The sequence below is a fragment of the Streptomyces griseicoloratus genome, assembly GCF_014534645.1.
GTDB lineage: Bacteria > Actinomycetota > Actinomycetes > Streptomycetales > Streptomycetaceae > Streptomyces > Streptomyces griseicoloratus.
The window spans coordinates 32,832-58,567 of record NZ_JACVQF010000192.1; the positions used below are offsets into that span (position 1 = coordinate 32,832).

At 71.7% G+C, this 25,736-nt stretch carries 18 protein-coding genes; 5 read left to right on the forward strand and 13 right to left on the reverse strand.

The genetic code is table 11. From position 1 onward, the window contains the following. Window positions 1-43: 43 nt before the first annotated feature. From H0H10_RS17990 to H0H10_RS40545, 3 genes are all read right to left on the reverse strand, one after another. The gene (locus tag H0H10_RS17990; protein WP_188182012.1) at window positions 44-1,132 is read right to left on the reverse strand and encodes a branched-chain amino acid aminotransferase; all 1,089 of its coding nucleotides are present in this window, start codon (window positions 1,130-1,132) and stop codon (window positions 44-46) included. A gap of 259 nt (window positions 1,133-1,391) precedes the next feature. Continuing rightward, entirely contained in the window at window positions 1,392-2,435 is a 1,044-nt protein-coding gene (locus H0H10_RS17995) for a 3-isopropylmalate dehydrogenase (RefSeq protein WP_188182013.1), read from the reverse strand. A gap of 74 nt (window positions 2,436-2,509) precedes the next feature. Continuing rightward, on the reverse strand, window positions 2,510-2,641 hold the full coding sequence (locus tag H0H10_RS40545; RefSeq protein ID WP_262506273.1) for a hypothetical protein: 132 nt from the start codon (window positions 2,639-2,641) through the stop codon (window positions 2,510-2,512). Window positions 2,642-2,965: 324 nt separating this feature from the next. Here H0H10_RS40545 and H0H10_RS18000 point away from each other — a divergent pair, with 324 nt between their 5' ends. Further along, window positions 2,966-3,172 carry a DUF5988 family protein gene (locus tag H0H10_RS18000; RefSeq protein ID WP_188182014.1) on the forward strand — a complete coding sequence of 69 codons (207 nt, stop codon included), beginning with the start codon at window positions 2,966-2,968 and terminating at the stop codon, window positions 3,170-3,172. A 69-nt stretch (window positions 3,173-3,241) separates the two neighbouring features. Here the strand turns inward: H0H10_RS18000 and pruA are convergent, their stop codons facing one another. Both pruA and H0H10_RS18010 read right to left on the reverse strand, forming a co-directional pair. Beyond that, window positions 3,242-4,873 carry an L-glutamate gamma-semialdehyde dehydrogenase gene (gene pruA, locus H0H10_RS18005; RefSeq protein WP_188182015.1) on the reverse strand — a complete coding sequence of 544 codons (1,632 nt, stop codon included), beginning with the start codon at window positions 4,871-4,873 and terminating at the stop codon, window positions 3,242-3,244. A 50-nt stretch (window positions 4,874-4,923) separates the two neighbouring features. Beyond that, on the reverse strand, window positions 4,924-5,850 hold the full coding sequence (locus H0H10_RS18010; protein ID WP_188182016.1) for a proline dehydrogenase family protein: 927 nt from the start codon (window positions 5,848-5,850) through the stop codon (window positions 4,924-4,926). Between the two features lie 173 nt (window positions 5,851-6,023). On the opposite strand from H0H10_RS18010, the gene H0H10_RS18015 reads away from it, so the two are divergent. Beyond that, window positions 6,024-7,259 carry a PucR family transcriptional regulator gene (locus tag H0H10_RS18015; protein WP_188182017.1) on the forward strand — a complete coding sequence of 412 codons (1,236 nt, stop codon included), beginning with the start codon at window positions 6,024-6,026 and terminating at the stop codon, window positions 7,257-7,259. On the opposite strand, the gene H0H10_RS18020 is transcribed toward H0H10_RS18015, so the two are convergent. After that, window positions 7,240-7,827 (reverse strand): TetR/AcrR family transcriptional regulator, encoded by a 588-nt coding sequence (locus tag H0H10_RS18020; protein ID WP_188182018.1) that lies wholly within the window; start codon window positions 7,825-7,827, stop codon window positions 7,240-7,242. The genes H0H10_RS18015 and H0H10_RS18020 overlap by 20 nt on opposite strands. 66 nt (window positions 7,828-7,893) lie before the next feature. Between H0H10_RS18020 and H0H10_RS18025 the strand changes: the two genes are divergently transcribed. Beyond that, window positions 7,894-9,459, forward strand: a complete 1,566-nt coding sequence (locus H0H10_RS18025) for an MFS transporter (protein WP_188182019.1) — start codon at window positions 7,894-7,896, stop codon at window positions 9,457-9,459. A gap of 63 nt (window positions 9,460-9,522) precedes the next feature. Here H0H10_RS18025 and serA read toward each other — a convergent pair whose 3' ends face one another. The 6 genes from serA to H0H10_RS18055 all read right to left on the reverse strand — a co-directional run bounded on the left by serA (window position 9,523) and on the right by H0H10_RS18055 (window position 19,550). Beyond that, window positions 9,523-11,112, reverse strand: a complete 1,590-nt coding sequence (gene serA / locus H0H10_RS18030) for a phosphoglycerate dehydrogenase (protein WP_188182020.1) — start codon at window positions 11,110-11,112, stop codon at window positions 9,523-9,525. Window positions 11,113-11,379: 267 nt separating this feature from the next. Beyond that, on the reverse strand, window positions 11,380-12,378 hold the full coding sequence (gene ilvC / locus H0H10_RS18035) for a ketol-acid reductoisomerase (protein ID WP_188182021.1): 999 nt from the start codon (window positions 12,376-12,378) through the stop codon (window positions 11,380-11,382). 121 nt (window positions 12,379-12,499) lie between these two features. Continuing rightward, window positions 12,500-13,024: an acetolactate synthase small subunit gene (gene ilvN / locus H0H10_RS18040; protein WP_010048631.1), complete on the reverse strand. Its 525-nt coding sequence runs from the start codon at window positions 13,022-13,024 to the stop codon at window positions 12,500-12,502. 20 nt (window positions 13,025-13,044) lie between these two features. Next, the gene (locus tag H0H10_RS18045) at window positions 13,045-14,892 is read right to left on the reverse strand and encodes an acetolactate synthase large subunit (RefSeq protein ID WP_188182022.1); all 1,848 of its coding nucleotides are present in this window, start codon (window positions 14,890-14,892) and stop codon (window positions 13,045-13,047) included. A gap of 243 nt (window positions 14,893-15,135) precedes the next feature. Further along, window positions 15,136-18,216: a putative bifunctional diguanylate cyclase/phosphodiesterase gene (locus tag H0H10_RS18050; RefSeq protein ID WP_188182023.1), complete on the reverse strand. Its 3,081-nt coding sequence runs from the start codon at window positions 18,214-18,216 to the stop codon at window positions 15,136-15,138. Window positions 18,217-18,608: 392 nt separating this feature from the next. Then, entirely contained in the window at window positions 18,609-19,550 is a 942-nt protein-coding gene (locus tag H0H10_RS18055; protein WP_188182024.1) for a 2-hydroxyacid dehydrogenase, read from the reverse strand. A 76-nt stretch (window positions 19,551-19,626) separates the two neighbouring features. Here H0H10_RS18055 and H0H10_RS18060 point away from each other — a divergent pair, with 76 nt between their 5' ends. Together H0H10_RS18060 and H0H10_RS18065 are read left to right on the forward strand one after the other, a co-directional pair. Next, entirely contained in the window at window positions 19,627-20,625 is a 999-nt protein-coding gene (locus H0H10_RS18060; RefSeq protein WP_188182025.1) for an aldo/keto reductase, read from the forward strand. Window positions 20,626-21,393: 768 nt separating this feature from the next. Next, window positions 21,394-22,542, forward strand: a complete 1,149-nt coding sequence (locus H0H10_RS18065) for a PQQ-dependent sugar dehydrogenase (RefSeq protein ID WP_188182026.1) — start codon at window positions 21,394-21,396, stop codon at window positions 22,540-22,542. 9 nt (window positions 22,543-22,551) lie between these two features. Here the strand turns inward: H0H10_RS18065 and H0H10_RS18070 are convergent, their stop codons facing one another. Next, window positions 22,552-25,644, reverse strand: coding sequence for a helix-turn-helix transcriptional regulator (locus tag H0H10_RS18070; RefSeq protein ID WP_188182086.1), 3,093 nt, complete (start codon window positions 25,642-25,644; stop codon window positions 22,552-22,554). Between the last annotated feature and the right edge of the window lie 92 nt (window positions 25,645-25,736).

A 25,736-nucleotide genomic window follows, 5' to 3' on the forward strand; every position in this document is an offset into this window, starting at 1 on the left:
CGGACACGGTGTCCGAAGCGGCCCCGACGGCCGTTCGCGAAGATCAGGCCAGCGTGTGCATCCAGCCGTGCACGTCCTCGGCGGTGCCGCGCTGGATGTCGAGGAGGGCACGGCGCAGGCGCTGCGTGACCTCGCCGGGCTCGCCGCCGCTCTGCTGCCACTCGGCGCCGGCGCGCTTGACCGTGCCGACCGGGGTGATCACGGCCGCCGTGCCGCAGGCGAAGACCTCGGTGAGGGTGCCGTTCTCCGAGTCGCGCTGCCACTGGTCGACGGAGACGCGGCCCTCCTCCGCCTCGTACCCGAGGTCGCGGGCGACGGTGAGGAGGGAGTCGCGGGTGACGCCCTCCAGGATGGAGCCGGTGAGGGACGGCGTGATGATCTTGTTGCCGTACACGAAGTACAGGTTCATGCCGCCCAGTTCCTCGACCCACTTGCGCTCGATGGCGTCGAGGTAGCAGACCTGGTCGCAGCCCTTGGTGGCGGCCTCGGCCTGGGCGAGCAGGGACGCGGCGTAGTTGCCGCCGGTCTTGGCGTCGCCCATGCCGCCGGGGACGGCGCGGACGCGGTCCTCGGAGACCCAGATGGAGACCGGCTTGACGCCACCGGGGAAGTAGGCGCCGGCCGGGGAGGCGATGACGATGAAGAGGTACTCGTTGGCGGGCTTCACGCCGAGGCCGACCTCGGTCGCGATCATGAAGGGACGGAGGTAGAGGGACTCCTCCCCGCCGTGCGCCGGCACCCAGTCCTGGTCCTGCTTCACCAGCGCGTCGCACGCCTCGATGAACGTCTCGACCGGCAGTTCCGGCATGCCGAGCCGGCGGGAGGAGGACTGGAAGCGCTGGGCGTTCTTCTCCGGGCGGAAGGTGGCGACGGATCCGTCGGGCCGGCGGTAGGCCTTCAGGCCCTCGAAGATCTCCTGCGCGTAGTGCAGGACCATGGTGGCCGGGTCGAGGGAGAGCGGGGCGTACGGGACGAGCTGTCCGTCGTGCCAGCCGCGGCCCTCCGTCCACTTGATCGTCACCATGTGATCGGTGAAGTGGCGGCCGAACCCGGGGTTGGCCAGGATCGCCTCGCGCTCTGCGGCGGAGAGCGGGTTGGCGGAGGGCTTGAGCTCGATCGTGGGCGTCGTCATGGGTAGATGTCCTTCACCGGTCGGTTGTGACGGGCCGCGGTCACGCCCGTACGGCCGGTGGCCAGTGCTAGGACGTCCGAGCATTCCCTCATGTCGCGGCTTCGCGTTCGATTATCGCGCGCGGGCAGCGACGGATGAAACGGGGTGAATGCGGCCCAGGGTTCGATGGTCGCACCTGGCGGACGCAGGAGAAAGCCGCCGGGTGCCTTGTTTTTCGGACCCGGCGGCTTCGAAAGGTTGGATTTCGAGTGCGCCGGGGTCAGCCGGCTACTCGTACGGCGAGTGCGTCGCCGATCTCGGAGGTGCTGCGGGCGGGCTTGTCGCCGCGCTCGCCGAGGTCGGCGGCGACCGCGTCCTCGATCCGGGTCGCCTCGGCGTCGTAGCCGAGGTGGCGCAGCAGCAGGGCGACGGACAGGACCGTGGCGGTGGGGTCGGCCTTGCCCTGGCCGGCGATGTCGGGCGCGGAGCCGTGCACCGGCTCGAACATCGAGGGGAACTCGCCGGACGGGTTGATGTTCCCGCTCGCGGCGACGCCGATGCCGCCGGAGACGGCCGCGGCGAGGTCGGTGATGATGTCGCCGAAGAGGTTGTCGGTGACGATCACGTCGAAGCGCTCGGGCTGGGTGACGAGGTAGATCGTCGCCGCGTCCACGTGCATGTACTCGGTGGTGACCTCGGGGTACTCCTCGGCCACCTTGTTGAAGACGTTCGTCCACAGGTGGCCGGCGAAGGTCAGCACGTTGTTCTTGTGGATCAGCGCGAGCTTCTTGCGGGGGCGGGCCTGCGCGCGGGCGAAGGCGTCGCGGACCACGCGCTCGACACCGTAGGCCGTGTTGACGGAGACCTCGGTGGCGACCTCGTGCTCGGTGCCCTTGCGGATGGTGCCGCCGTTGCCGGTGTACGGGCCCTCGGTGCCCTCGCGGACGACGACGAAGTCGATCTCCGGCTGGCCGGCGAGCGGGGTGGCCACGCCGGGCAGGAGCTTGCTCGGGCGCAGGTTGACGTGGTGGTCGAAGGCGAAGCGGAGCTTGAGCAGGAAGCCGCGCTCCAGGACGCCGGAGGGCACCGACGGGTCGCCGATGGCGCCGAGCAGGATCGCGTCGTGCGCCTTGAGGGCGTCGAGGTCGGCGTCGGTGAGGGTCTCACCGGTGGCGTGGTAGCGCTTGGCGCCGAAGTCGTACTCCTTGGTCTCCAGCTTCACATCCTGCGGAAGGACGGCGGAGAGGACCTTGAGACCTTCGGCCACGACTTCCTGGCCGATGCCGTCACCGGGGATCACTGCGAGATTGATGCTGCGAGACATGGCGGCACCCTACTCCTCGTCCCACGGGATGACATGCGGCGTCCGCCATCCGGACACCGCATGTGTCGCGCCCGTCAGTGGCCGGTCTCGCCGCCGTTGTCGCGGCGGTCGAGGGCGCGCTGGAGGGCGGCGGCGGCGTTCTTGCGGTCGGAGTCGCCGGTGCGGGAGATGTGACGGACTCGGCGGCGGACGGTCGTCTCGGCCATGGGGAATCGACTCCTTCGACACAGATGTGGAGTGCGGAAAGGGGATTACGAGACGCCGGAAGGGGCGGGGAGCCACGGGCCGCAGGGGTTGCCTGCACGGGGCCCGGCTCACGACCGCCATTCGCTTGATCGAGCGAGACGTTCGGCTCCTACAAAACTAAGGGAGCGGCGCGCTCCTGTCTGCACAATTACTTGGGCTTCCTACTATCTGAGACGGTGGAGTGGGTCACACGGCGCCGACCTGCGGTTTCGCGGCCTAGCCCACACGACTGATCCTCCGCGCGGGGTGTGGCACCGGGCTCCGGCCGAGGGAACGGTGAGGGCATGAGCGACACGGCCAAGGCACTTCTCGAGGGCGGCCCGCAGGACCTGCCCGAACGGGTCGTCCCGATCACGACGCCCGGAGAGGACCTGAAGATCGAGCTGCGCAACGGCTACGAGCACTTCAGGCCCACCGACCGCCACGCGGACACACCGGAGGGCAGGCTCCGGGTGTACGAGTGGTGGGAGCGGACGGAGATGCCCGGCTAGGCCCTGGGCCCGGAAGCACGCGGACGGGCCAGGTCCGAAGACCTGGCCCGTCCGGGGTGCGTCGGGGTGTCAGCCCATGTGCGGGTAGGTGTAGTCGGTCGGGGCGACCAGCGTCTCCTTGATGGCGCGGGTCAGGGTCCAGCGCATCAGGTTCTGCGGGGCGCCGGCCTTGTCGTTGGTGCCGGAGGCACGGCCGCCGCCGAAGGGCTGCTGGCCGACGACGGCACCGGTCGACTTGTCGTTGATGTAGAAGTTGCCGGCCGCGTAGCGCAGCTTCTCCATCGTGTACGCCGCCGCCGCGCGGTCGTTGGAGATGACCGAGCCGGTGAGGGCGTAGTCGGAGACCGACTCCATCTGGGTCAGCATCTCGTCGTACTTGTCGTCCTCGTAGACGTACACGGCGAGGATCGGGCCGAAGTACTCGGTGCGGAAGACCTCGTTCTCCGGGTCGGTGCACTCGATGACGGTCGGGCGGACGAAGTAGCCGACCGAGTCGTCGTAGGAGCCGCCCGCGACGATCGTGCAGGTGTCGTCCTCCTTGGCGCGGTCGATGGCGGCCTTGTTCTTGGCGAAGGACCGCTCGTCGATGACGGCGCCGATGAAGTTCGACAGGTCGGTGACGTCACCCATGGTGAGGTAGTCGATCTCGGCGGCGAACTCCTCCTTGAAGCCGTCGTTCCAGATCGACGCCGGGATGTACGCGCGCGAGGTGGCGCTGCACTTCTGGCCCTGGTACTCGAAGGCACCGCGGGTCAGGGCGGTCTTCAGCACCGCGCGGTCCGCGCTCGGGTGGGCGACCAGGAAGTCCTTGCCGCCGGTCTCGCCGACCAGGCGCGGGTAGGTGCGGTACTTCTCGATGTTGTTGCCGACCGTCTTCCACAGGTGCTGGAAGGTCTTGGTCGAGCCGGTGAAGTGGATGCCCGCGAGGTCGCGGTGCTCCAGGGCGACCTTGGAGACCTCGATGCCGTCACCGGTGACGAGGTTGATCACGCCCTTGGGCAGACCGGCCTCCTCCAGCAGCTCCATCAGCAGCACGGCGGCGTGGGTCTGGGTCGGGGACGGCTTCCAGACCACGACGTTGCCCATGAGCGCCGGGGCGGTGGGCAGGTTGGCCGCGATGGCGCTGAAGTTGAACGGCGTGATCGCGTAGACGAAGCCCTCCAGCGGGCGGTGGTCCAGGCGGTTCCACACGCCCGGCGAGTTGGCCGGGGGCTGCTCGGCCAGGATCTGGCGGGCGTAGTGGACGTTGAAGCGCCAGAAGTCGACCAGCTCGCAGGGGCTGTCGATCTCGGCCTGCTGGGCCGTCTTGGACTGGCCGAGCATGGTGGAGGCGGCGATGGTCTCGCGCCACGGGCCGGCCAGCAGCTCGGCGGCGCGCAGGATGATCGCCGCGCGGTCGTCGAAGGACATCGCGCGCCACGCCGGGGCGGCGGCCAGGGCGGCGTCGATCGCGTCCTGGGCGTCCTGCTGGGTGGCGTTCGCGTACGTGCCCAGGCGCGCCTTGTGGTTGTGCGGCTGCACGACGTCGAAGCGCTCGCCGCCGCCCATCCGCTTGACGCCGCCGATGGTGCAGGGCAGGTCGATCGGGTTGTCGGCCAGCTCCTTGAGCTTGGCCTCCAGACGGGCACGCTCGGGCGAGCCGGGGGCGTAGCCGTGCACCGGCTCGTTGACGGGGGTGGGGACCTGGGTCACAGCGTCCATGGGTTCCGGGACTCCTTGACTTGAGCGGTGTTTCGAGCTGGGGTGCGGGCTCAGCCCTTGCTGACCATCGAGCGGACGAAGAAGCGCAGGTTCGCCGGCTTCTCCGCCAGACGGCGCATGAAGTAGCCGTACCAGTCGGTGCCGTAGGCCGTGTAGACGCGCATGCGGTGGCCCTCGGCGGCCAGTCGCAGGTGCTCGTCGCTGCGGATGCCGTACAGCATCTGGAACTCGTACTCGTCGAGCTTGCGCCCGGCGCGCCGGGCGAGTTCCTGGGCGATGGAGATCAGGCGCGGGTCGTGGGACCCGATCATCGGGTAACCCTCGCCCTCCATCAGCGTCCGCAGGATCCGCACGTACGCCTTGTCGATCTCCTGCTTCTGCTGGTAGGCGACCTCGGCGGGCTCCTTGTAGGCGCCCTTCACCAACCGTACGCGACTGCCGCTGTCGGCGAGCCGGCGCGCGTCGGCCTCGGTGCGGAAGAGGTACGCCTGGATCACGCAGCCGGTCTGCGGGACGTCCTTGCGCAGTTCCTCGTGGATGGCGAACATCGAGTCGAGGGTGGTGTGGTCCTCGGCGTCGAGGGTGACCGTGGTGCCGATCTCGGCGGCGGCCTCGACGACCGGGCGGACGTTCTTCAGGGCCAGCTCGTGGCCCCCGTCCAGCGCCTGGCCGAACATCGACAGCTTCACCGACATCTCGGCGCGCGTGCCGAGGTCCAGCGGCTTGAGCCGGTCGATCAGCTCCAGGTACGCGTCCCGGGCCGCCTCGGCCTGCTCGGGCTTCGTGATGTCCTCGCCGACGACGTCCATCGTCAGCTCCAGGCCCTGCTCGGTCAGGCGCCGGATGATCGGCAGGATCTCGTCGACGGTCTCGCCGGGGATGAAACGGTCGACGACCGGTTTGGTCACCGGCGCGGCCGAGACCAGACGTCGCATCTTGTCGCTGCGCGACGCGGCGAGAATCACGGGACCCAGCACGGGGGCACCTCCACCTTGCAGAACAACACGAGGCCGCGCCGCGAAGACCGGGTTTTTCGGGACGGCACGGAGAACCACCGTGAAATCTAAGGATCCCCCCGATCGTCAGCCATCGACAGCTGTCACGCATCCGTGCCGCAGATCTCAGACAGGTGTATGAAGGCGCTGGGTGAATGGGGCAGAATGCCCGGGTGACGTCGGAATTCAAGGGCGACTACCAGGAGCTGGTCGACGAGATCTCGGAGCTGCTGGGCGCGCCCGCGACCCTGGAGAACCGCCACTTCGAGCTGATCGCCTTCGGCGCCTACGACAGCGAGGGCGACCTCGACCCGTCGGCCCTGGACCCGGTGCGCACCCGTTCGATCCTCACCCGCCGCTCGACGGCGGCCGTCCGGGCCTGGTTCGAGGGCTTCGGCATCGCGCGCGCGACCGGCCCGGTCCGCATCCCGCCGACCCCGGAGGCCGGCGTGTACCGGGGGCGCACCTGCCTGCCGGTACGCCACCGGGGCGTCGTCCTCGGCTACGTCTGGCTGCTGGACACCGACCCGGGCCCCACCGACCGCCAGCTGGCGGCGGCCATGGACGTCACGGCCCGGATCGGCGCGCTGCTCGCGGACGAGGCGCAGCACGGCGCCGACCTCAGCAGGGAGCTGCGGGCGGTGCTGACGGCGGAGCGGGACTGGCAGCGGGACATGGCGGTCGCCGAGCTGCGCACCGCCCTCGGCTCACGCGCCGACAGCCTGCACACGGTGGTGTGCGTGACCCCCTGGCCTTCCGCCGACCCGGAGGACGCGCCCTCGGTCCGCACGGTTCCGGGGGCGACGGCCCTGTGCACGGTGCCGTGGGACAGCGGCTCCTCCGCTGCGCGCGGCGTGACGGGGGCGGCGGTCCAGTCCCTGGCGCTGCTGGTCCGGCTGCGCTCGGCGGAGGTGCTGACTCCGGCGACCTCGGCGGCGGGGCGGCTGCTGGAACGGGCGCGCGGGACGGGCGGGGCACCCGGCGCCGCGGCCGGGATCGCGGCCCCGCGCACCGGGCTGGCGGAGCTGGGGGCGGCCTGGCGGGAGGCGTCGGGGGCGGCCCGGGCGGCGCTCGCGGAGAGCCGGCTCGGTCCGGTGGCCGAGTGGGCGTCCATCGGTCCGTTCCGGCTGTTGACCGCCCTGCCCGCACAGGCAGCCCACGACCCCGCCGTCAGGGCGCTGCTGCCCCCCGCCCACCGCGAACTCGCCCGCACCGCCGAGGTGTACCTCGACTGCGCGGGCCAGGCCGGCCGTGCGGCCGCCGCACTGGGCATCCACCGCCAGACCCTGTACTACCGGCTGTCCCGGGTCGAGCAGCTCACGGGCCTGGACCTGGACGACGGCGAGGACCGGCTGCTGCTGCACATGGCGCTCAAGGCGCACCGCCTGTAGCCCGGGCGGCCTCGACCACCTGGCGCAGACCGGCCGTCAGCTGCTCGCTGCCGGGCGCCGACTTCGGATCGAAGGTCCACTGGGCGATGAGGCCCGTCATCAGGGTCACGTAGAACATGCCGAGGGTGTCCGCGGTCTCGTCGGACACGTCCTCCTCACGGCCGCCCATCAGCAGCGGGATCAGCCCGCGCCCGGCCTCCCGCTGGAGCGCCGCCAGGTGGTCGCGGACCTCGGGGAGCCGGTCGCCGAAGGCGAGGGCCTCCATGCTGAGCCGCCAGACCGAGCCTGGATCCTTCATGGTGCCGATGATGTTCGTCCACACCTGCTGAAAGCGTTCGAGGGAGCCGGGCTCGCTGCCGTCCACATCGCCCTCGAAGGCGTCGCCCGTGTCCGCCACCAACGAGATGTACGCCTGGGCGAGCAGCGCGTCCTTGGACCCGTAGTGGTAGCCGATGGACGCCAGGTTGGTCCCCGACTCCTTGACGATGTCACGCGCCGTCGTGCGCATGAAGCCCTTGTCGAGCAGGCAGCGCTTGGCGCCCTCGAGCAGATCCTCACGGTGTCCCATGGCGCCAGCCTACCCACCTGCCTGTACACGCGTCTTATACGCTTGTTCTAGACAGTCGTATAAGACATGCGTACAGTCACCGGCATGACAACGAACCCGACCCGTGCCGGGCGCCGCGAATGGACCGCGCTCGGCGTGCTGATGCTCCCGCTGCTGCTGGTCTCCATGGACGTCTCCGTCCTCTACTTCGCCATCCCGCAGATCAGCGCGGACCTCGAACCGACCGGCACCCAGCAGCTGTGGATCTTCGACATCTACGGCTTCGTGCTGGCGGGCCTGCTGATGACGATGGGCGCGCTCGGCGACCGCATCGGCCGCCGCAGGCTCCTGCTGATCGGCGCGGCGGCCTTCGGCACCGCCTCCCTGCTCGCGGCCTACGCGCACAGCGCCGAGACCCTGATCGCGGCCCGCGCACTCCTCGGCATCGGCGGCGCGACCCTGATGCCGTCGACGATGGCGCTGGTCCGCACGATGTTCACCGACCCCGTCCAGCGGGCGAAGGCGATCGGCCTGTGGTCCGGGGTGATGACCGCCGGCGTCGCACTCGGCTCGGTGATGAGCGGCGTGCTCGTGGAGCACTTCTGGTGGGGCTCGGTCTTCCTGGTGAACCTGCCCGCGATGGCCCTGCTGCTGCTCCTCGGCCCGCTCCTGCTCCCGGAGTCCCGGAACCCCGCCCCCGGCCGCTTCGACCTGCTCGGCATCCCGCTCTCCATGGCGGCCGTGCTCCCCGTCGTCTACGGCCTGAAGGAGCTGCCCTCGGAGGGCTGGAACGTCCGCTACGTCGTCTCCATCACCGTCGGCCTGCTGTTCGCGGCGCTGTTCGTGCACCGCCAGCGCACGGTGGCCTCGCCGATGATCTCCCCCGCGCTGTTCCGCGGGCACGGCTTCACCCCGGCGGTCGTCCTCAACACGGTGTCGGCGTTCGGGATGATGGGCTCGGCCTACTTCACCACCCAGTACCTGCAGTCGGTCCTCGGCAAGAGCGCGCTGGAGGCCGCGCTGTGGAGCCTGCTGCCGTCGGTGCTGATCGGTGCCGCCGCACCGGTCGCCGCGCAGCTCGTCCAGCGGGGCGCCGAGCGTGCGTACGTGGTGACGGGCGGGTTCGTGACCGCTGCGGCCGGCTACGGCCTGCTGGCGCTCGCCGGTACGGACTCCCTGTGGCTGGTGCTGGCCGGGTGCGGTGTCCTGGCCGCCGGCATCGTGGTCGTGATGTCCCTGGTCACGGACCTGGCCCTGGTTTCGGCGCCGGTGGAGAAGGCGGGGTCGGCCTCCTCCCTGCTGGAGACCGGCACGGAGTTCGGCGGCGCCATGGGCATGGCCGCCCTCGGCTCCATCGGCACGGCCGTCTACCGCCACGAGATCCCGGCCTCGGCCCCCGCCCCGGCCCAGGAGACCCTGGGCGGCGCACTCGCCGTCGCCGCCGAACTCCCGGGGCGCGCGGGAGACGCCCTGGCGACGGCGGCACGGGAGGCATTCACGAGCGGGATGCAGGGGGCGGCGATCGCGGGGGCGGTGGTGCTCGCCGCTGCCGCGGGACTGGCGGCGAAGGGACTGCGCGGGATCCGGGTGCGCAAGGCTGCGGACACGGAAAACGCCGGACAGGCCGACCGAGTCAGTCCGTCCGGCGTCTAGGACGAGGCCCGTTCAGGGCCGAAGCGGGCCCCGGGGGCGGCAGCCCCCGGAGCGACGGTCACCTCAGACCAGGTTGACCGACCGGGCGGACGTCGCGCCGATCTCCGCCGCGACCTCGGCCAGCACCCCGGCGGGCACCGTGTCGTCGACCGTGAGCACCGCGAGCGCCTCGCCGCCGACCGTCGCGCGGGCGACCTGCATGCCGGCGATGTTGATGCCCGCCTCGCCGATGATCCGGCCGACGGTGCCGACGACACCCGGACGGTCCTCGTAGCGCAGCACCACCATGTGGTCGGCGAGCGCGAGGTCGACGTCGTAGTCGCCGACCGCGACGAGCTTCTGCAGGTGCTTCGGGCCGGCCAGCGTGCCGGACACCGACACCTCCTCGCCGTCCGAGAGCGTGCCGCGCACGGTGACGACGTTGCGGTGGTCGGCCGACTCCGAGCTGGTGGTCAGGCGGACCTCGACGCCCCGCTCCTGGGCGAACAGCGGCGCGTTGACGTACGACACGGTCTCGTCGACGACGTCCTCGAAGACGCCCTTGAGTGCGGAGAGCTCCAGCACCTTCACGTCGTGCTGGGTGATCTCGCCGTAGACCTCGACATCGAGGCGGACGGCGACCTCGCCGGCGAGCGCGGTGAAGATGCGGCCGAGGCGCTCGGCGAGCGGCAGGCCCGGCTTGACGTCCTCGGCGATGACACCGCCCTGGACGTTGACCGCGTCGGGGACCAGCTCACCGGCGAGGGCGAGGCGCACCGACTTGGCGACGGCGATGCCGGCCTTCTCCTGCGCCTCGTCGGTGGAGGCGCCGAGGTGCGGAGTGCAGACGACCTGGTCGAACTCGAACAGCGGCGAGTCCGTGCAGGGCTCCTTGGCGTACACGTCGAGCCCGGCACCGGCGACGCGGCCCTCCTTCAGCGCCGAGTACAGCGCCTCCTCGTCCACGATGCCGCCGCGCGCGGCGTTGACGATGCGGACGCTCGGCTTGACCTTGCGCAGCGCCTCGTCGCCGATCAGGCCGAGGGTCTCGGGGGTCTTCGGCAGGTGGACGGTGATGAAGTCGGAGACCTCCAGCAGCTCGTCCAGCGACAGCACCTTGACGCCCATCTGCGCGGCCCGCGCGGGCTGCACGTAGGGGTCGTAGGCGACGACCTTCATGCCGAAGGCGGACATGCGCTGCGCGACGAGGGCGCCGATGCGGCCCAGGCCCACGACACCGAGGGTCTTCTCGGCCAGCTCGACGCCGGTGTACTTGCTGCGCTTCCACTCGCCGTTCTTCAGCGCGGCGTTGGCCTGCGGGATGTTGCGGGCGGTGGCGATGAGCAGACCGCAGGCCAGCTCGGCGGCGGTCACGATGTTGGAGGTGGGGGCGTTGACGACCATCACGCCGGCCTTGGTGGCGGCGGAGACGTCGACGTTGTCCAGGCCGACGCCGGCACGCGCGACGACCTTCAGCTTGCCGGCGGCGGCGATGGCCTCGGCGTCGACCTTGGTGGCGGAACGGACCAGGATCGCGTCCACGTCGGCGATGGCGGGGAGCAGTTCGGCCCGGTCCGCGCCGTTGCAGTGGCGGATCTCGAAGTCCGGGCCAAGCGCGTCCACGGTCGCGGGCGACAGCTCTTCAGCGATGAGTACGACGGGTTTCGAGCTCACGTGAGTCCTCACAAGTCCAATGCGGACGGCCGTCCCGACGGCCGCAGGCGGTGGAGGGTTGCTAGCCGCGTGGAAGACGCACGACGCTGTGGGCCTGACGCGTATGTTGTGCAGCAGTGTAGTGGCGCCGAGGGCGTCGTCTTACGCCGCTACGGAAGGATCACCCGTCCGTGGCTGGACGGGTTGGACAACGCCGCACATACGACGTTACCCGGGGTTCGCCGAAGGGGCCGGAGCAACATGCTCCGGCCCCTTCGGGCGGGCGGCTTACGCCTCCTCGTCGACCCAGCTCATGAGCTTGCGCAGCTCCTTGCCGGTGGTCTCCAGCAGGTGCTCGGAGTCCTGCTTCTTGTACTCGTTGTACTTCTTCAGGCCGCCGTGGTACTCGTCCATCCAGTTCTTGGCGAAGGTGCCGTCCTGGATCTCGGCGAGGACCTTCTTCATCTCGGCCTTGGTGGCGTCGGTGATGATCCGCGGGCCGGTGACGTAGTCGCCCCACTCGGCGGTCTCGGAGATCGACCAGCGCATCTTCTCCAGGCCGCCCTCGTACATGAGGTCGACGATCAGCTTCAGCTCGTGCAGGCACTCGAAGTAGGCGATCTCCGGCTGGTAGCCGGCCTCGACCAGGGTCTCGAAGCCCGCCTTGACCAGCGCCGCGGTGCCGCCGCAGAGCACGGCCTGCTCGCCGAACAGGTCGGTCTCGGTCTCCTCGGTGAAGGTCGTCTTGATGACGCCGGCACGGGTGCCGCCGATGCCCTTGGCGTAGGACAGGGCGAGCGCGAAGGCGTTGCCGGAGGCGTCCTGCTCCACGGCGGCGATGCAGGGAACGCCGCGGCCCTCCTCGTACTGACGGCGCACCAGGTGGCCCGGGCCCTTGGGGGCGACCATGCAGACGTCCACGCCGGCCGGGGGCTTGATGAAGCCGTAGCGGATGTTGAGGCCGTGGCCGAAGAACAGCGCGTCGCCGTCCTTCAGGTTCTTGGCGATGTGCTCCTCGTAGACCTGGGCCTGGATCGGGTCCGGGACCAGGATCATGATGACGTCGGCCTCGGCGGCGGCCTCCGACGGGCTCACCACGCGCAGGCCCTGCTCCTCGGCCTTGGCCTTGGACTTGGAGCCCTCGTGCAGACCGACGCGCACGTCGACGCCGGAGTCGCGCAGCGACAGGGCGTGGGCGTGGCCCTGGCTGCCGTAACCGATGACCGCGACCTTGCGGCCCTGGATGATGGACAGGTCGGCGTCGGCGTCGTAGAACAGCTCGGCCACTTTGGGTTCTCTCCTTGTGTGCAGGTGTTGCGTCCCACCGTATGCCGGTGAGGGGAAGGGAAGTTTCAGGATCTCGGAATACGGGCGGCCGGTACGTCCGGCCGGCCGCCCGTCTCCCTCGTCAGGCGGAGCGGTCGAGCGCGCGCAGCGAGCGGTCCGTGATCGAACGGGCGCCGCGGCCGATCGCGATCGTGCCTGACTGGACCAGCTCCTTGATGCCGTACGGTTCCAGCATCTTGAGCATGGCGGACAGCTTCTCGCCGCTGCCGGTGGCCTCGATCGTCACGGCCTCCGGGGAGACGTCGACGGTCTTGGCGCGGAACAGCTGGACGATCTCGACGATCTGGGAGCGCGTCTCGTTGTCCGCGCGCACCTTCACCAGGACGAGTTCGCGCTGCACGGCCTGCGAGGGCTCCAGCTCGACGATCTTGAGCACGTTGACGAGCTTGTTGAGCTGCTTGGTCACCTGCTCCAGCGGCAGGTCCTCCACCCCCACGACGATGGTGATGCGGGAGATGTCGGGGTGCTCGGTGACGCCGACGGCGAGCGAGTCGATGTTGAAGCCGCGGCGGGAGAACAGGGCGGCGATCCGGGCGAGGATGCCGGGCGTGTTCTCCACCAGGACGGAGAGCGTGTGCTTGGACATGGTCTCTTGGTCTCTCTCGCTCAGTCGTCTTCGTTGTCGCCGAAGTCGGGGCGGACGTCCCGGGCGGCCATGATCTCGTCGTTGGAGGTGCCGGCGGCGACCATCGGCCACACCATGGCGTCCTCGTGGACGACGAAGTCGATGACGACCGGCCGGTCGTTGACCGAGTTCGCCTCCTCGATGACCTTGTCGAGGTCGGCGGGGTCCTCGCACCGGATGGCGTAGCAGCCCATGGCCTCCGACAGCTTCACGAAGTCGGGGACCCGGGTGCCCCGGGCCTCCGGGTTGATGTCGTCGGGACCGGAGTGCAGCACCGTGTTGGAGTAGCGCTGGTTGTAGAACAGGGTCTGCCACTGGCGGACCATCCCGAGGGCGCCGTTGTTGATGATGGCGACCTTGATGGGGATGTTGTTCAGGGCGCAGGTGGTGAGCTCCTGATTGGTCATCTGGAAGCAGCCGTCGCCGTCGATCGCCCAGACGGTCCGGTCGGGCGCGCCGGCCTTGGCGCCCATGGCGGCCGGGACGGCGTAGCCCATGGTTCCGGCGCCGCCGGAGTTCAGCCAGGTGGCGGGCTTGTCGTACTGGATGAAGTGCGCGGCCCACATCTGGTGCTGGCCGACGCCCGCCGCGAAGATCGTGCCCTCGGGCGCCAGCTGCCCGATGCGCTCGATGACCGCCTGCGGGGAGAGCGAACCGTCCTCGGGCTGGTCGTAACCGAGGGGGTAGGTGTCGCGCCAGCGGCTGAGGTCCTTCCACCAGGCGGTGTAGTCGCCCTTGTTGCCCTCGCCGTGCTCCTTCTGCACCGCCTGGATCAGGTCGGCGATGACCTCGCGGGCGTCGCCGACGATCGGCACGTCGGCGGCGCGGTTCTTGCCGATCTCGGCGGGGTCGATGTCGGCGTGGACGATCTTGGCGTACGGGGCGAAGCTGTCCAGCTTGCCGGTGACGCGGTCGTCGAAGCGGGCACCGAGGGCGACGATCAGGTCGGCCTTCTGCAGCGCGGTGACGGCGGTGACCGCACCGTGCATGCCCGGCATTCCCACGTGCAGCGGGTGGCTGTCGGGGAACGCGCCGAGCGCCATCAGGGTGGTGGTGACGGGCGCTCCGGTGAGTTCGGCGAGGACCTTCAGCTCGGCGGTGGCCTGCGCCTTGAGCACGCCGCCGCCGACGTAGAGGACGGGCCGCTTGGCGGAGGTGATGAGCTTGGCGGCCTCGCGGATCTGCTTGGCGTGCGGCTTGGTCACCGGGCGGTAGCCGGGCAGGTCCATCACCGGCGGCCAGGAGAAGGTGGTCTTCTTCTGGAGGATGTCCTTGGGGATGTCGACCAGCACCGGGCCCGGGCGGCCGGTGGAGGCGATGTGGAACGCCTGCGCGATCACCCGGGGGATGTCCTCGGCCTTGGTGACCAGGAAGCTGTGCTTGGTGATCGGCATGGTGATGCCGACGATGTCCGCCTCCTGGAAGGCGTCCGTGCCGATCGAGGAGGACACCACCTGCCCGGTGATCGCGACCAGCGGCACGGAGTCCATGTTGGCGTCGGCGATCGGGGTGACCAGGTTGGTGGCGCCGGGGCCGGAGGTCGCCATGCAGACGCCCACCTTGCCGGTGGCCTGCGCGTAGCCGGTGGCGGCGTGGCCGGCGCCCTGCTCGTGGCGGACCAGGACGTGGCGCACCTTGGTGGAGTCCATCAGCGGGTCGTACGCCGGAAGGATCGTGCCGCCGGGAATGCCGAATACCGTGTCGGCGCCGACCTCCTCGAGAGAGCGGATGAGGGACTGCGCTCCCGTGACGTGCTCGGGCGCGGACTGCTGTCCTCCGGATCGGGGCCGCGGCTGCGGGTGATGGGCCCCGGTGGCCTGCTCGGTCATCGGCATTCTCTTCTCGATGCTGAGGGTTTTTGCGAAGTTTGCGCGGTGTGCGACCGCGGTACGGCAGGTGCTGGTGCAACAAAAAACCCCTCGTGCCATAAGGCAAGCGAGGGGAGCGCGCCGGGTGTGGGTCGCTGGGAGTCCGGGTCGGTCCGGACGTCACCAGCTTCAGCCGACGCGCTTTCCAAGTACGAGAATTCGGGTGCGCATGGCACTGACCCTCCCCCCGGCACGCACTCACTGTCAAGTGGGTGGGACGGGAGTCTCATCATGTGAGCGGAGGGCCGTACTGCCTCCCAGGACGGCGGGCAGGCCCGTGCCTGCGCCGTTGGCGACCCCGCCGGCCGTCCCGTTGCCCACTCCCTTGGTGCCGCCGGCCGCCACGCCGGACGTCACGCCGTTGGAGTAGACGCCCGTGCCGCCGCCCGCGAACGCCGGTGCCGCCGGGCCGTGCGGCACCGGGTAGTGGCCGGTGCCGAGCGCTCTGCGCAGCCGGTACTCGTCCAGCGGCCCGGAGAAGGCCATGCCCTGTCCGTGCGTGCAGCCCATCGCGCGCAGGGCGACGACCTGCTCGGGCAGGTCCACCCCGTCGGCCACGGACTTCAGCCCGAGGTCGGTGGCGATGCGGAGCAGACCACTTGTGATCTTGTACAGCCGCGCCGACTCGACGACGCCCTCGACCAGGCCGCGGTCGAGCTTGAGGACGTCCACGGGGAGCCGTCTGAGGGCCGTGATCGCCGCGTAGCCGCTGCCGAAGCCGTCGAGCGCGATCCGGACGCCGACCCGCCGGAGGGCGTTCAGCCTCCGCTCCAGCTCGTCCAGGCCGACCCGGGGGTCGGTGTCCGCGAGCTCGATCACCAGGGAGCCGAGCGGCAGCCCGTACCGGGTCAGCAGGGCCTCCACGGAGCCGAGCGGCATGGAGCGGTCCAGCAGCCGGCGGGCGCCGACACGGACGGCCACCGGCACCGGCAGTCCCGCCGCCGCCCGTTCGGCGGCCTGCTCGACGGCCTCCTCCAGCATCCAGCGGTCCAGTTCGGCGGTCTTGTCGCCGTCCTCGGCCACGCGCAGGAACTCGGCGGGCGTGAACAGCACCCCTTGGGAGGAACGCCAGCGCGCCTGGGCGCAGACGGAGGTGATCCGGCCGTCCGCCAGGGACACCACCGGCTGGTGCAGCAGCGCGAACTCGCCGTCGTGCAGCGCGGCGCGCAACCGCGTGGCCAGCTCGGCCTTGCGTACGACGTCCTGCTGCATCTGCGGCTTGTACAGCTCCACGCGTCCCTTGCCGCCCGCCTTGGCGCGGTACATGGCGAGGTCGGCGTTGCGCAGCAGTTCGCCCGCGCCGAGGCCGGGTTCGGCGAAGGCGACCCCGATGGAGGCGTTGACACGGACATCGTTGCCGTCGATGAGGTACGGCTGCGACAGCGTCACCCTGAGGCGGTCGGCGAGCTCCAGGATGTGCCGTTCGCGGGCGGCCCGGTCCCGGGCGCCGTCCCCGACGATCAGGGCGGCGAACTCGTCCCCGCCCAGCCTGGACGCGGTGTCGCCCTTGCGGACCGCCTCCTGGAGTCTGCGGGCGGCCTGGACCAGCAGTTCGTCCCCGGCCTGGTGCCCGATCGTGTCGTTGACGGCCTTGAAGCCGTCGAGATCGATGAAGAGGACCGCCGTACCGCGCAGCGCCGAGCCCCGGTCGGAGGCGCGGCGGCCGGACAGGGCCTGCTGGACGCGCCGGGTGAACAGGGCGCGGTTGGGCAGGTCGGTGAGCGGGTCGTGCTCGGCGTTGTGCTGGAGCTGCGCCTGCAGGCGCACTCTCTCGGTCACGTCCCGGCTGTTGAAGATCAGGCCGCCCTGGTGGCGGTTGACCGTCGACTCGACATTGAGCCAGCCGCCGTCGCCGGACCGGAAACGGCACTCGATGCGCGTGGTGGGCTCCTCGACCGGGCTGGCGGCGAGGAAGCGGCGCACCTCGTGCACCACGCAGCCGAGGTCCTCCGGGTGGATGAGACCGGCCAGCTCGCTGCCGACCAGTTCCTCGGCGGGGCGTCCGTAGACCCCGGCGGCGGCCGGGGAGACGTACCGGAGGACGCCGCTCGGCGCGGCGATCATGATGACGTCGCTGGATCCCTGCACCAGGGAGCGGAAGTGGTTCTCCTTCTGGGCCAGTTCCTGGGTGAGGGTGATGTTGTCGAGCAGCATGATGCCCTGGCGTATCACCAGCGCGAGCACCACCGTGCCGCCGGTGAGCAGCACGACGCGGTCGACGCTGCGGCCGTTGAGGACGTTGTAGAGGATCCCCAGGGTGCAGACCGCGGCGGCGAGGTACGGGGTGAGCGCGGCCAGTGAGCCGGCGATGGGCCGGGCGGCCGCATAGCGGCTGTGCTCCCCGCCCTGTGCGGGCACCGGGTGCGGGCCGGCGGTGCGCGGTCCGGGCAGGTACTCGTGGACCGCGCGCGCGTGCGGGTGGTCGTCCGCGGGCCGGCCTTGCCGGCACCCGGCCCAGGGGGCGTAGGCGAGCAGCAGCGAGCCGGCGAACCAGCCCGCGTCCAGCAACTGACCCGAGCGGTAGCTGCTGTGCAGCAGCGGCGAGGTGAACAGGGCGTCGCACATCACCGTCAGGGCGAGCGCGCCGATCGCGGTGTTGACCGCGGACCGGTGCGCGGGCGAACGCCTGAAGTGCAGCGCGAGCACCATGCTGATCAGGGCGATGTCGAGCAGCGGGTACGCGAGCGACAGCGCCGTGTGGGCCACACTCGAACCGTCGGCCTGCGCCGCCTGCGCCAGCGCCAGGCTCCAGGCGAGCGTGAGCAGCGAGCCGCCGATCAGCGAGGCGTCCAGGACGAGGCAGACCCAACCCGCCTTCGTCACCGGGCGTTTGGCCAGCACCAGCAGCCCCACGATGGCGGGCGGCGCGAAGCAGAGGAAGAACAGGTCCGCGTAGCTGGGGCTGGGCACGGGCCGTCCCAGGACGACCTCGTACCACCCCCAGACCAGGTTGCCCAGGGCAGCCATCGCCGAGGAGAGGGCGAACAGCAGCCAGGCCGGCCGGAAGGGGACCCGGTGGCAGCGGGCGTAGAGGAAGCAGGACACGGCCGCGGCGGCGGCCGCGGCGCTGAGGCCGAAGTCGCCCATGATCCTGGCCAGGTGCTCCGAACCCCAGCCGAGCGCGGAGCCGACGGCGTACCCCGCGCAGACGAGGGCCAGGGCGAGCTGGCGGCACAGGGCCGGTCCGGCGGAGGCGGCGGACCGGCGGGGCGGCAGCGGTCCCGGCGCCTTCCGGGTCCGCAGCAGCGCTTTGTCGAGGGTGGGCGCGGGGGGCGGCGGACTCACCGGTACCTCCCGCTCCGCGCCGCTCCCGGGTCCCGCGGGTCCCGGTGCACCGGGTGGGCATGCCTCCTGCGGACACCCTGCCTGCGCTGGTGATGGCTGTGGTGGCTGTGGTGGCCGCCGTGCCGACCGCGTGTGTGCGCGGCCGCGCGCCAGGGCCGTCGCCGGCGGCTCCGCCGCGTCGGATCGCTCGTCCATAGGCCGTGCATCGCCTGTCGCCCCCCTCACAGTCTGCAGTGTCCATCCCCGGCGCCGAGCGTTCCGCGGCGCAGCCCCTGTCGGGACGATACACCAGTTCCGTCACTCAGGGACATAGGTTCTCTACGCTCCGTGACGACCAGGGGGAATGCGGGCACCCACCGCATCCGGAGGGTCGCGGAGGGTGCCGAAATGGATTACTCGCCCGTCGTAAGCATCACGTTGCGCAGTGGCTCCCGGTTCACGAAGCGGTTCAACTGGTCCACCAGCAGCCGCTTCGCGCGCGGCAGGAAGGCGGACGTCGGCCCGCCGACGTGCGGGCTGACGAGTACTCCCGGAGCCTGCCACAGCGGGTGGCCCGGGGGCAGCGGTTCGGGATCGGTGACGTCGAGGGCGGCGGTGATGCGGCCGCTCTCCAGTTCGGCGAGCAGGGCCTTGGTGTCGACGACGGGGCCGCGGGCGACGTTGACGAGCAGCGCACCGTCCTTCATCCGGGCCAGGAAGTCGCCGTTCACCAGGCCGCGGGTGCTCTCGGTGAGCGGCGTCGAGAGGACGACGACGTCCGCCTCCGGGAGCAGGGCGGGCAGTTCGGTGAGCGGGTGCACCGGACCGCGCGCCGTGGTGCGAGCGGAGCGCGCGACGCGCGCCACCCGCGCGACCTCGAAGGGCACGAGCCGGTCCTCGATCGCCGCGCCGATCGATCCGTATCCCACGATGAGCACGTTCCGGTCGGCCAGTGCGGGCCGGAACCCGCCCAGCCACTCCCCTCTGTCCTGCGCCCGCACGAAGTCGGGGACGCCGCGCAGCGACGCGAGGATGAGCGTGAGGGCGAGTTCGGCGGTGCTGGCCTCGTGCACCCCGCGCGCGTTGCACAGGCGCACGCCGGCGGGCAGGTGCTTCAGTCCCGGCAGCACGTGGTCGATGCCCGCGGACAGCGTCTGCACGACCTGTACGGAGCCCATCTGCGGCAGCGGGCGCACTCCGATCCCGGCGGGCTTCATGTAGGGGACGACGTAGTACGCGCAGTCGGCCGGGTCCGCGGGGAAGTCCTCGGCACCGTCCCAGAAGCGGTACGCGAGACCCTCGGGGAGCCCGTCGATCTCGTCCGGCGGGATGGGCAGCCACACGTCAGCAGTCATGGTCAGGAGGCTATGTCAGGGGCGCGGAGGCGCAGAGGTTAGGTTGGGTGACCTGAAGAGGGAGGGTCACGACCAGGTGGAGCGCAGGACGATCGGCGCGGCGGCACTCGCGGTGGGGGCCGTCGGCCTGGGGTGCATGCCGATGAGCTGGGCGTACAGCGCGTCGCGGCAACGGGGTGACGAGTCGCTCAGGGCGGTGCACCGGGCGCTCGACGTGGGCTCGTCCCTGCTGGACACGGCGGACATGTACGGCCCGTTCACCAACGAGCTGCTGCTGGGGCGGGTGTTGAAGGAGCGACGCTCGGACGCCTTCGTGTCGACCAAGGTCGGTCTCCTGGTCGGCGACCAGCACATCGTGGCCAACGGCCGCCCCGGCTATGTGCGGCGCGCCTGCGACGCCTCCCTGCGCCGGCTGCAGACGGACGTCATCGACCTGTACCAGCTGCACCGCGCCGATCCCGAGGTGCCCGTGGAGGAGACCTGGGGCGCGATGGCCGAGCTGGTACGGGCCGGGAAGGTACGGGCGCTGGGGCTCTGCGCGGTCGGCGCGCGGTCGGCCCGGCGGCCGGGGGCGCGGCTGCACGACGCGACGATCCGGCAGCTGGAGCGGGTGCAGCAGGTCTTCCCGGTGAGCGCGGTGCAGGCCGAGCTGTCGGTGTGGTCGCCGGAGGCGCTGCAGTCGCTGCTGCCGTGGTGCGAGGCGCGCGGGGTCGGCCTGCTCGCCGCGATGCCGCTGGGCAACGGGTTCCTGTCCGGCACGCTGACGCCCGGCCAGGGCTTCGAACCGGAGGACCTGCGCGCCCGGCACCCCCGGTTCACCGCCGAGATGATGGCCGCCAACCAGCCGATCGTGGCCGGACTGCGCCGGATCGCGGCCCGGCACGGCGACGACGTCACGCCGGCCCAGGTGGCGCTGGCCTGGGTGCTGGCGCAGGGACGGCACGTGGTCCCGGTGCCGGGCGCGAAGCACGAGCGCTGGGTGGCGGAGAACGCCGGGGCGGCCGCGCTGCGGCTGACGCCGCAGGACCTGGCGGAGGTGCGCGGCCTGCCGGCGGCACAGGGGTCGTGGGAGTGACGGCCCGGACGGACGCCCGGGTCCTGCCCGGCCGAGATCGCTGACGGTCCGGTCGGCGGTCCACGCGGGTTTGCCCCGCGGGCGGGCCCACGCCGGGCTGACCCGGTCGCGGACCACGCGGGTACCCCGTTCGCAGGTCTACGCCGGGCTGACCCGATCGCGGGCCCACGCCGGGCTGGTCCCGTTCACGGACCACGCAGGTATCCCGCTCGCCGGCCACAGCGGGCCGACCCGATCGCGGGCCCACGCCGGGCTGGTCCCGTTCACGGACCACGCAGGTATTCCGCTAGCGGGCCCACACCCGTCTGTCCCGGTCGCGGGCCCACGCCGGTCGCCGTCCGGTGCTGTGTCGAGGGCGCCGCTCTCCGTCCGAGGGCCGCGTAGCTCCGGCTCGGCCCGCTCCGTCCGGGGGCAGGCCGAGTTCGGCCAGGTCCTCCCCGGCCGGGGGCCGAGGGAGTGACGGGGCGGGCCGGGCCCGTCGGACGCCGGGTCTGTGATCGCACCGTGCAACGGGTCCACGCCGGTCCCGGCCGGCGCCGGGCCGAGGACCGCACCACACACAAGGACCGCGGCGCCCCGGCCGAGGGCCGCAGCGCGCACCGGGTCCACGCCGGTCCCGTCCGGCGCCCGGGGAGGGGCCGCTCCCCCGTGCGGGTCGCGGCTTCGCGGGATTCGGGGGTCGGTGGTCGGGAACCGGGAAGGCTCGGGCGGTGTAAGACAAGTGGAAGCCACCGCGTCGAAGGGACCAAGATCGTGCAACGTCGAGCCGTGACGGCCGTGTTGGCCACCGCCACGCTCCTGCTGACCGCCGGTTGCTCCTCCGACGACGGAGAGACACCGGGCGCGAACGGGAGCGCCGCCCCGAGCCGTACGGCGGCGCAGTCCCCGCCCGCACGGTCGCCGGCCACGGAGACACCCCCGGCCAAGGGCTCCGTGAAGGTGGTCCGCACGGTCGCCACCGGTCTGAACAGCCCCTGGGGCCTCGCCCCGCTGCCGGACGGCGGCCTGCTGGTCTCCTCGCGCGACGAGGGCACGATCACACGGGTCGACGAGAGAACGGGGAAGAAGACCGAGCTGGGCGAGGTGCCCGGAGTGTCGCCCGCCGGAGAGGGCGGCCTCCTCGGTATCGCGCTCTCCCCCGACTTCGCCTCGGACCACATGGTCTACGCCTACTTCACCTCGGCCTCCGACAACCGCATCGTCCGCATGCTGTACGACGCGAAGAAGCCGTCCGGTGAGCAACTGGGCGCTCCGGACACCATCTTCAAGGGCATCCCCAAGGGCGTCATCCACAACGGGGGCAGGATCGCCTTCGGCCCGGACAAGATGCTGTACGCGGGCACCGGCGAGAGCGGCGACAGGGAGCTGTCCCAGGACAGGGACTCCCTCGGCGGCAAGATCCTGCGCCTGACGCCGGAGGGCGAGCCGGCACCGGGGAACCCGTTCCCGGACTCCCCGGTGTACTCCTACGGTCACCGCAATGTGCAGGGACTGGCCTGGGACGCCGAGCAGCGGCTGTTCGCCTCGGAGTTCGGCCAGCACACCTGGGACGAGCTGAACGCGATCAAGCCGGGTGACAACTACGGCTGGCCGGAGGCGGAGGGCAGGTCCGGCGGCGACGGGTTCCACGACCCGCTGGCCCAGTGGGGCACGGCCGAGGCCTCGCCCAGCGGCATCGCCCATGCCGAGGGTTCCGTCTGGATGGCGGGCCTGCGGGGCGAGCGACTGTGGCGCATCCCCCTGAAGGGCACGGAGGCCGCGGCCGACCCGCAGGCCTTCCTGGAGGGCGAGTACGGCCGTCTGCGCACCGTGGTCGCGGCGGGTGGCGACAAGCTGTGGCTCACGACCAGCAACACGGACGGCCGGGGCGATGCGAAGGAGGCGGACGACCGGATTCTGGAGCTCAAGGTGACGTAGGCGGCGCCGTCACTCGTCCTGCACGAGCGGGGACCGCCCGCTGAACAGTGCGAGCCGATGCGCCACCGCCGCCGCCTCGCCGCGGCCCGAGACGCCGAGCTTGGCCAGGATGTTCGAGACGTGGACGCTGGCCGTCTTCGGCGAGATGAACAGCTCCTCGGCTATCTGGCGGTTGGTGCGGCCGTCGGAGACCAGGCGCAGCACATCGCGTTCCCGGCTGGTGAGGCCCAGTGCCTCGGCCGGGTCGGTGGGGGCGGCGACCGGCTCGGGGACATGGCTCAGTGCGAGCCGGGCCCGCTGGGCGAGCAGGGTGACGGCGTCGGCGAGCGGACGGGCGCCGAGGTGGGCGGCGACGGCGTGGGCCAGGCGGAGCAGTTCCGTGGCGCGGGCCCGTTCGTCCTCCCCGCCGGTCGCCAGGAGGGCGGCGGCCAGCCGGTGCCGGACGCGGGCCAGTTCGTGAGGGCGTTCCAGGCACTCGAAGGCGGTGACCGCCTCCGACCAGGTCCGCGGGGTGTCGCGGCCCTCGGCGCGGTGGAGTTCGGCGCGGACCCATTTCTCGTGGGCGAGCCAGACCGGGGCCCCCGTCGTGAGCGACTTGGCGGCCTTGGCGAGGCGTTCGAGCACGTCGGCGCGGCCCTCTTCGGCGGCGGGCAGACCGCGTGCGTCGGCCTCGGCCTCGGCGGCGGACAGCAGCAGGGGCCAGCCGTAGCGCTGGGTGCCGGGCGGGAAGCCCGCGTCCAGGGCGCGGGCGAGTTCGGCGCGGGCGTCGAGGAGGCGGCCCTCGGCCGCGGCGATGCCGATGGCGAGGGTGGTCAGCGGCAGCCTGTGCTGCGGCATGGGGTCGTGGGTGCCGTAGGCGGCGCGGGCCTCGGCGAGCAGCCGGGCGGCGTCGGCCACCTCGCCCCGGGCGAGGGCGACGGCGGCGCGTTTGAGACAGGCGCCACCGCGTGGTCCCGCTCCCCGGCCCGGGGCCCCGGCCGCGGCCGCCGCCTCGATCGCCTCGTTCCAGCGGCCCAGTGAGATGAGCGACTCGGCGAGGTTGCCCCACACCCATGCCTCGGATTCCAGCAGGCCCATCCGCCGGGTGAGGTCGATGCCCTCGCGCAGGATGCCGACCGCCTCCTCGGAGCGTCCGACGCTCTCCAGGACCGAGGGCAGGTTGACATGACTGCGGGCCACCACGGCGGACCGTCCCTGCGCCACCACCAGATCCCTGACCTGGTACATCTCGGCGAGTCCCGCGTCGATGTGGCCCGCGTCGACCATGAGGCCGCCCAGAGTGAGCCGGGCGTTGAGTTCGATGTCGGAGGCGCCCACCATGCGCGCGTACTCCACGGCGCGCTCGGCGGCGGTCACCGCGTCGGGTCCGGGGTTGTGGAGCATGGACCAGTTGGCGGCCATGGCCAGCACCTCGGCGTGCACCTCCGAGGGCGGCAGGCCGCGGACGAGTTCCTGGGCGATGCCCAGCTCCCGCCAGCCGTCGCCCCGGCCCTGCGCCTGGACCAGCAGGGACCGCTGGGTCCAGAACCAGGCGGCGCGCTGGGGGTCTCCCCCCGCCGGGGCGGACTGGGCGGCCGGGCCGGTGTCCTGTTCGTCCTCCAGCAGGCGCAGCGCCCGCTTGGTGATCTTCAGCGCGCGTTCCCGCTCTCCGCACAGCCGTCCGGCGACGGCGGCCTCGGCCATGAGGTCGAGGTAGCGCAGGGGTGCGGTGGCCGGGTCGCAGCCGCAGGGAGGGTAGACCTCCGTGTAGTCGACGGGGCGCAGGGTGGCGCGGACGTCGTCGGGGGCGGAGTCCCACAGCTCCATGGCCCGCTCCAGCAACCGCAGCTGCTCCGAGTAGGCATGGCGGCGGCGTGCCTCGACGGAGGCGTCCAGGACGGCGGGCAGGGCCTTGGCCGGGTCGTGCGCGTGGTACCAGTAGCTGGCCAGGCGCATCACGCGCTCGTCGGCGGGCACGAGCGTCGGATCGGCGTCGAGGGCCTCGGCATAGCGCCGGTTGAGCCGGGAGCGTTCGCCGGGCAGCAGGTCGTCGGCCACGGCCTCACGCACCAGGGAGTGGCGGAAGCGGTACCCGGCGCCGTCGGGGGCGGGGGTGAGGATGTTGGCGTTGACGGCGGCGCGCAGGGCCTCGATGAGGTCGTCCTCGGCGAGCCGGGCGACGGCGGCGAGCAGCCGGTACTCCACGGTGGAGCCGCCCTCGGCGACGATCCGGGCGACCCGCTGCGCGCTCTCGGGCAGCGCCTCGACCCGGACCAGGAGCAGGTCGCGCAGGGAGTCGGTGAGTCCGGTGCGGCACCCCTCGTGGGCGGCGACGGCGAGTTCCTCGACGAAGAAGGCGTTGCCGTCGGAGCGTTCGAAGATCTCGTCGACCTGGCGGGGGTCGGGTTCATGGGCGAGGATGCCGGCGATCTGGCGGCCCACTTCCTCGCGGGTGAAGCGGCCGAGTTCGATGCGGCGGACCGTGCGCAGCCGGTCGAGTTCGGCGAGCAGGGGGCGCAGCGGGTGGCGGCGGTGGATGTCGTCGGAGCGGTAGGTGGCCAGGACGACGAGGCGGCCGGTGCGCAGGGTGCGGAAGAGGTAGGCGATGAGATGGCGGGTGGAGGCGTCGGCCCAGTGCAGGTCCTCCAGGGCGACGACGACGGTCCGCCGGGCGGCGAGGCGTTCCAGCAGGCGGGCGGTGAGTTCGAAGAGGCGGGCCATGCTCTCCTCGTCGTGCCGCCCGGTTCCTCCGGCCGTGGCCGGCTCGCCCAGTTCGGGCAGCAGGCGGGCGAGTTCCTCCTCCTGGCCGGCGGCAGCGGCGGCCAGTTCTCCGGGCAGTTCGCGGCGCAGGGCGCGCAGCGCGGTGGAGAAGGGCGCGAAGGGCAGGCCGTCCGCGCCGATCTCGACGCAGCCGCCCAGGACGACGACGGCGCCCTGCCGGCGGGCCGCGGCGGCGAACTCCTCGACGAGGCGGGTCTTGCCGACGCCGGCCTCACCGCCGAGCAGCAGCGCCTGCGGCTCGTCCGCCTCCGCACGGACGAGCGCGTCGTTCAGCATGCTCAGCTCGCCGGTGCGGCCGATGAAAACGGGACTGACGGACCTGGTCTCCACGGGCCAGAGCATCGCATGCGGCGCCGGCGGTGCGGCACCGGATTTCCGGAGTACGGCGCGCGGAGGAACGGCCTCCGGGAGGACGGCCGACGGGTCGTCCTCCC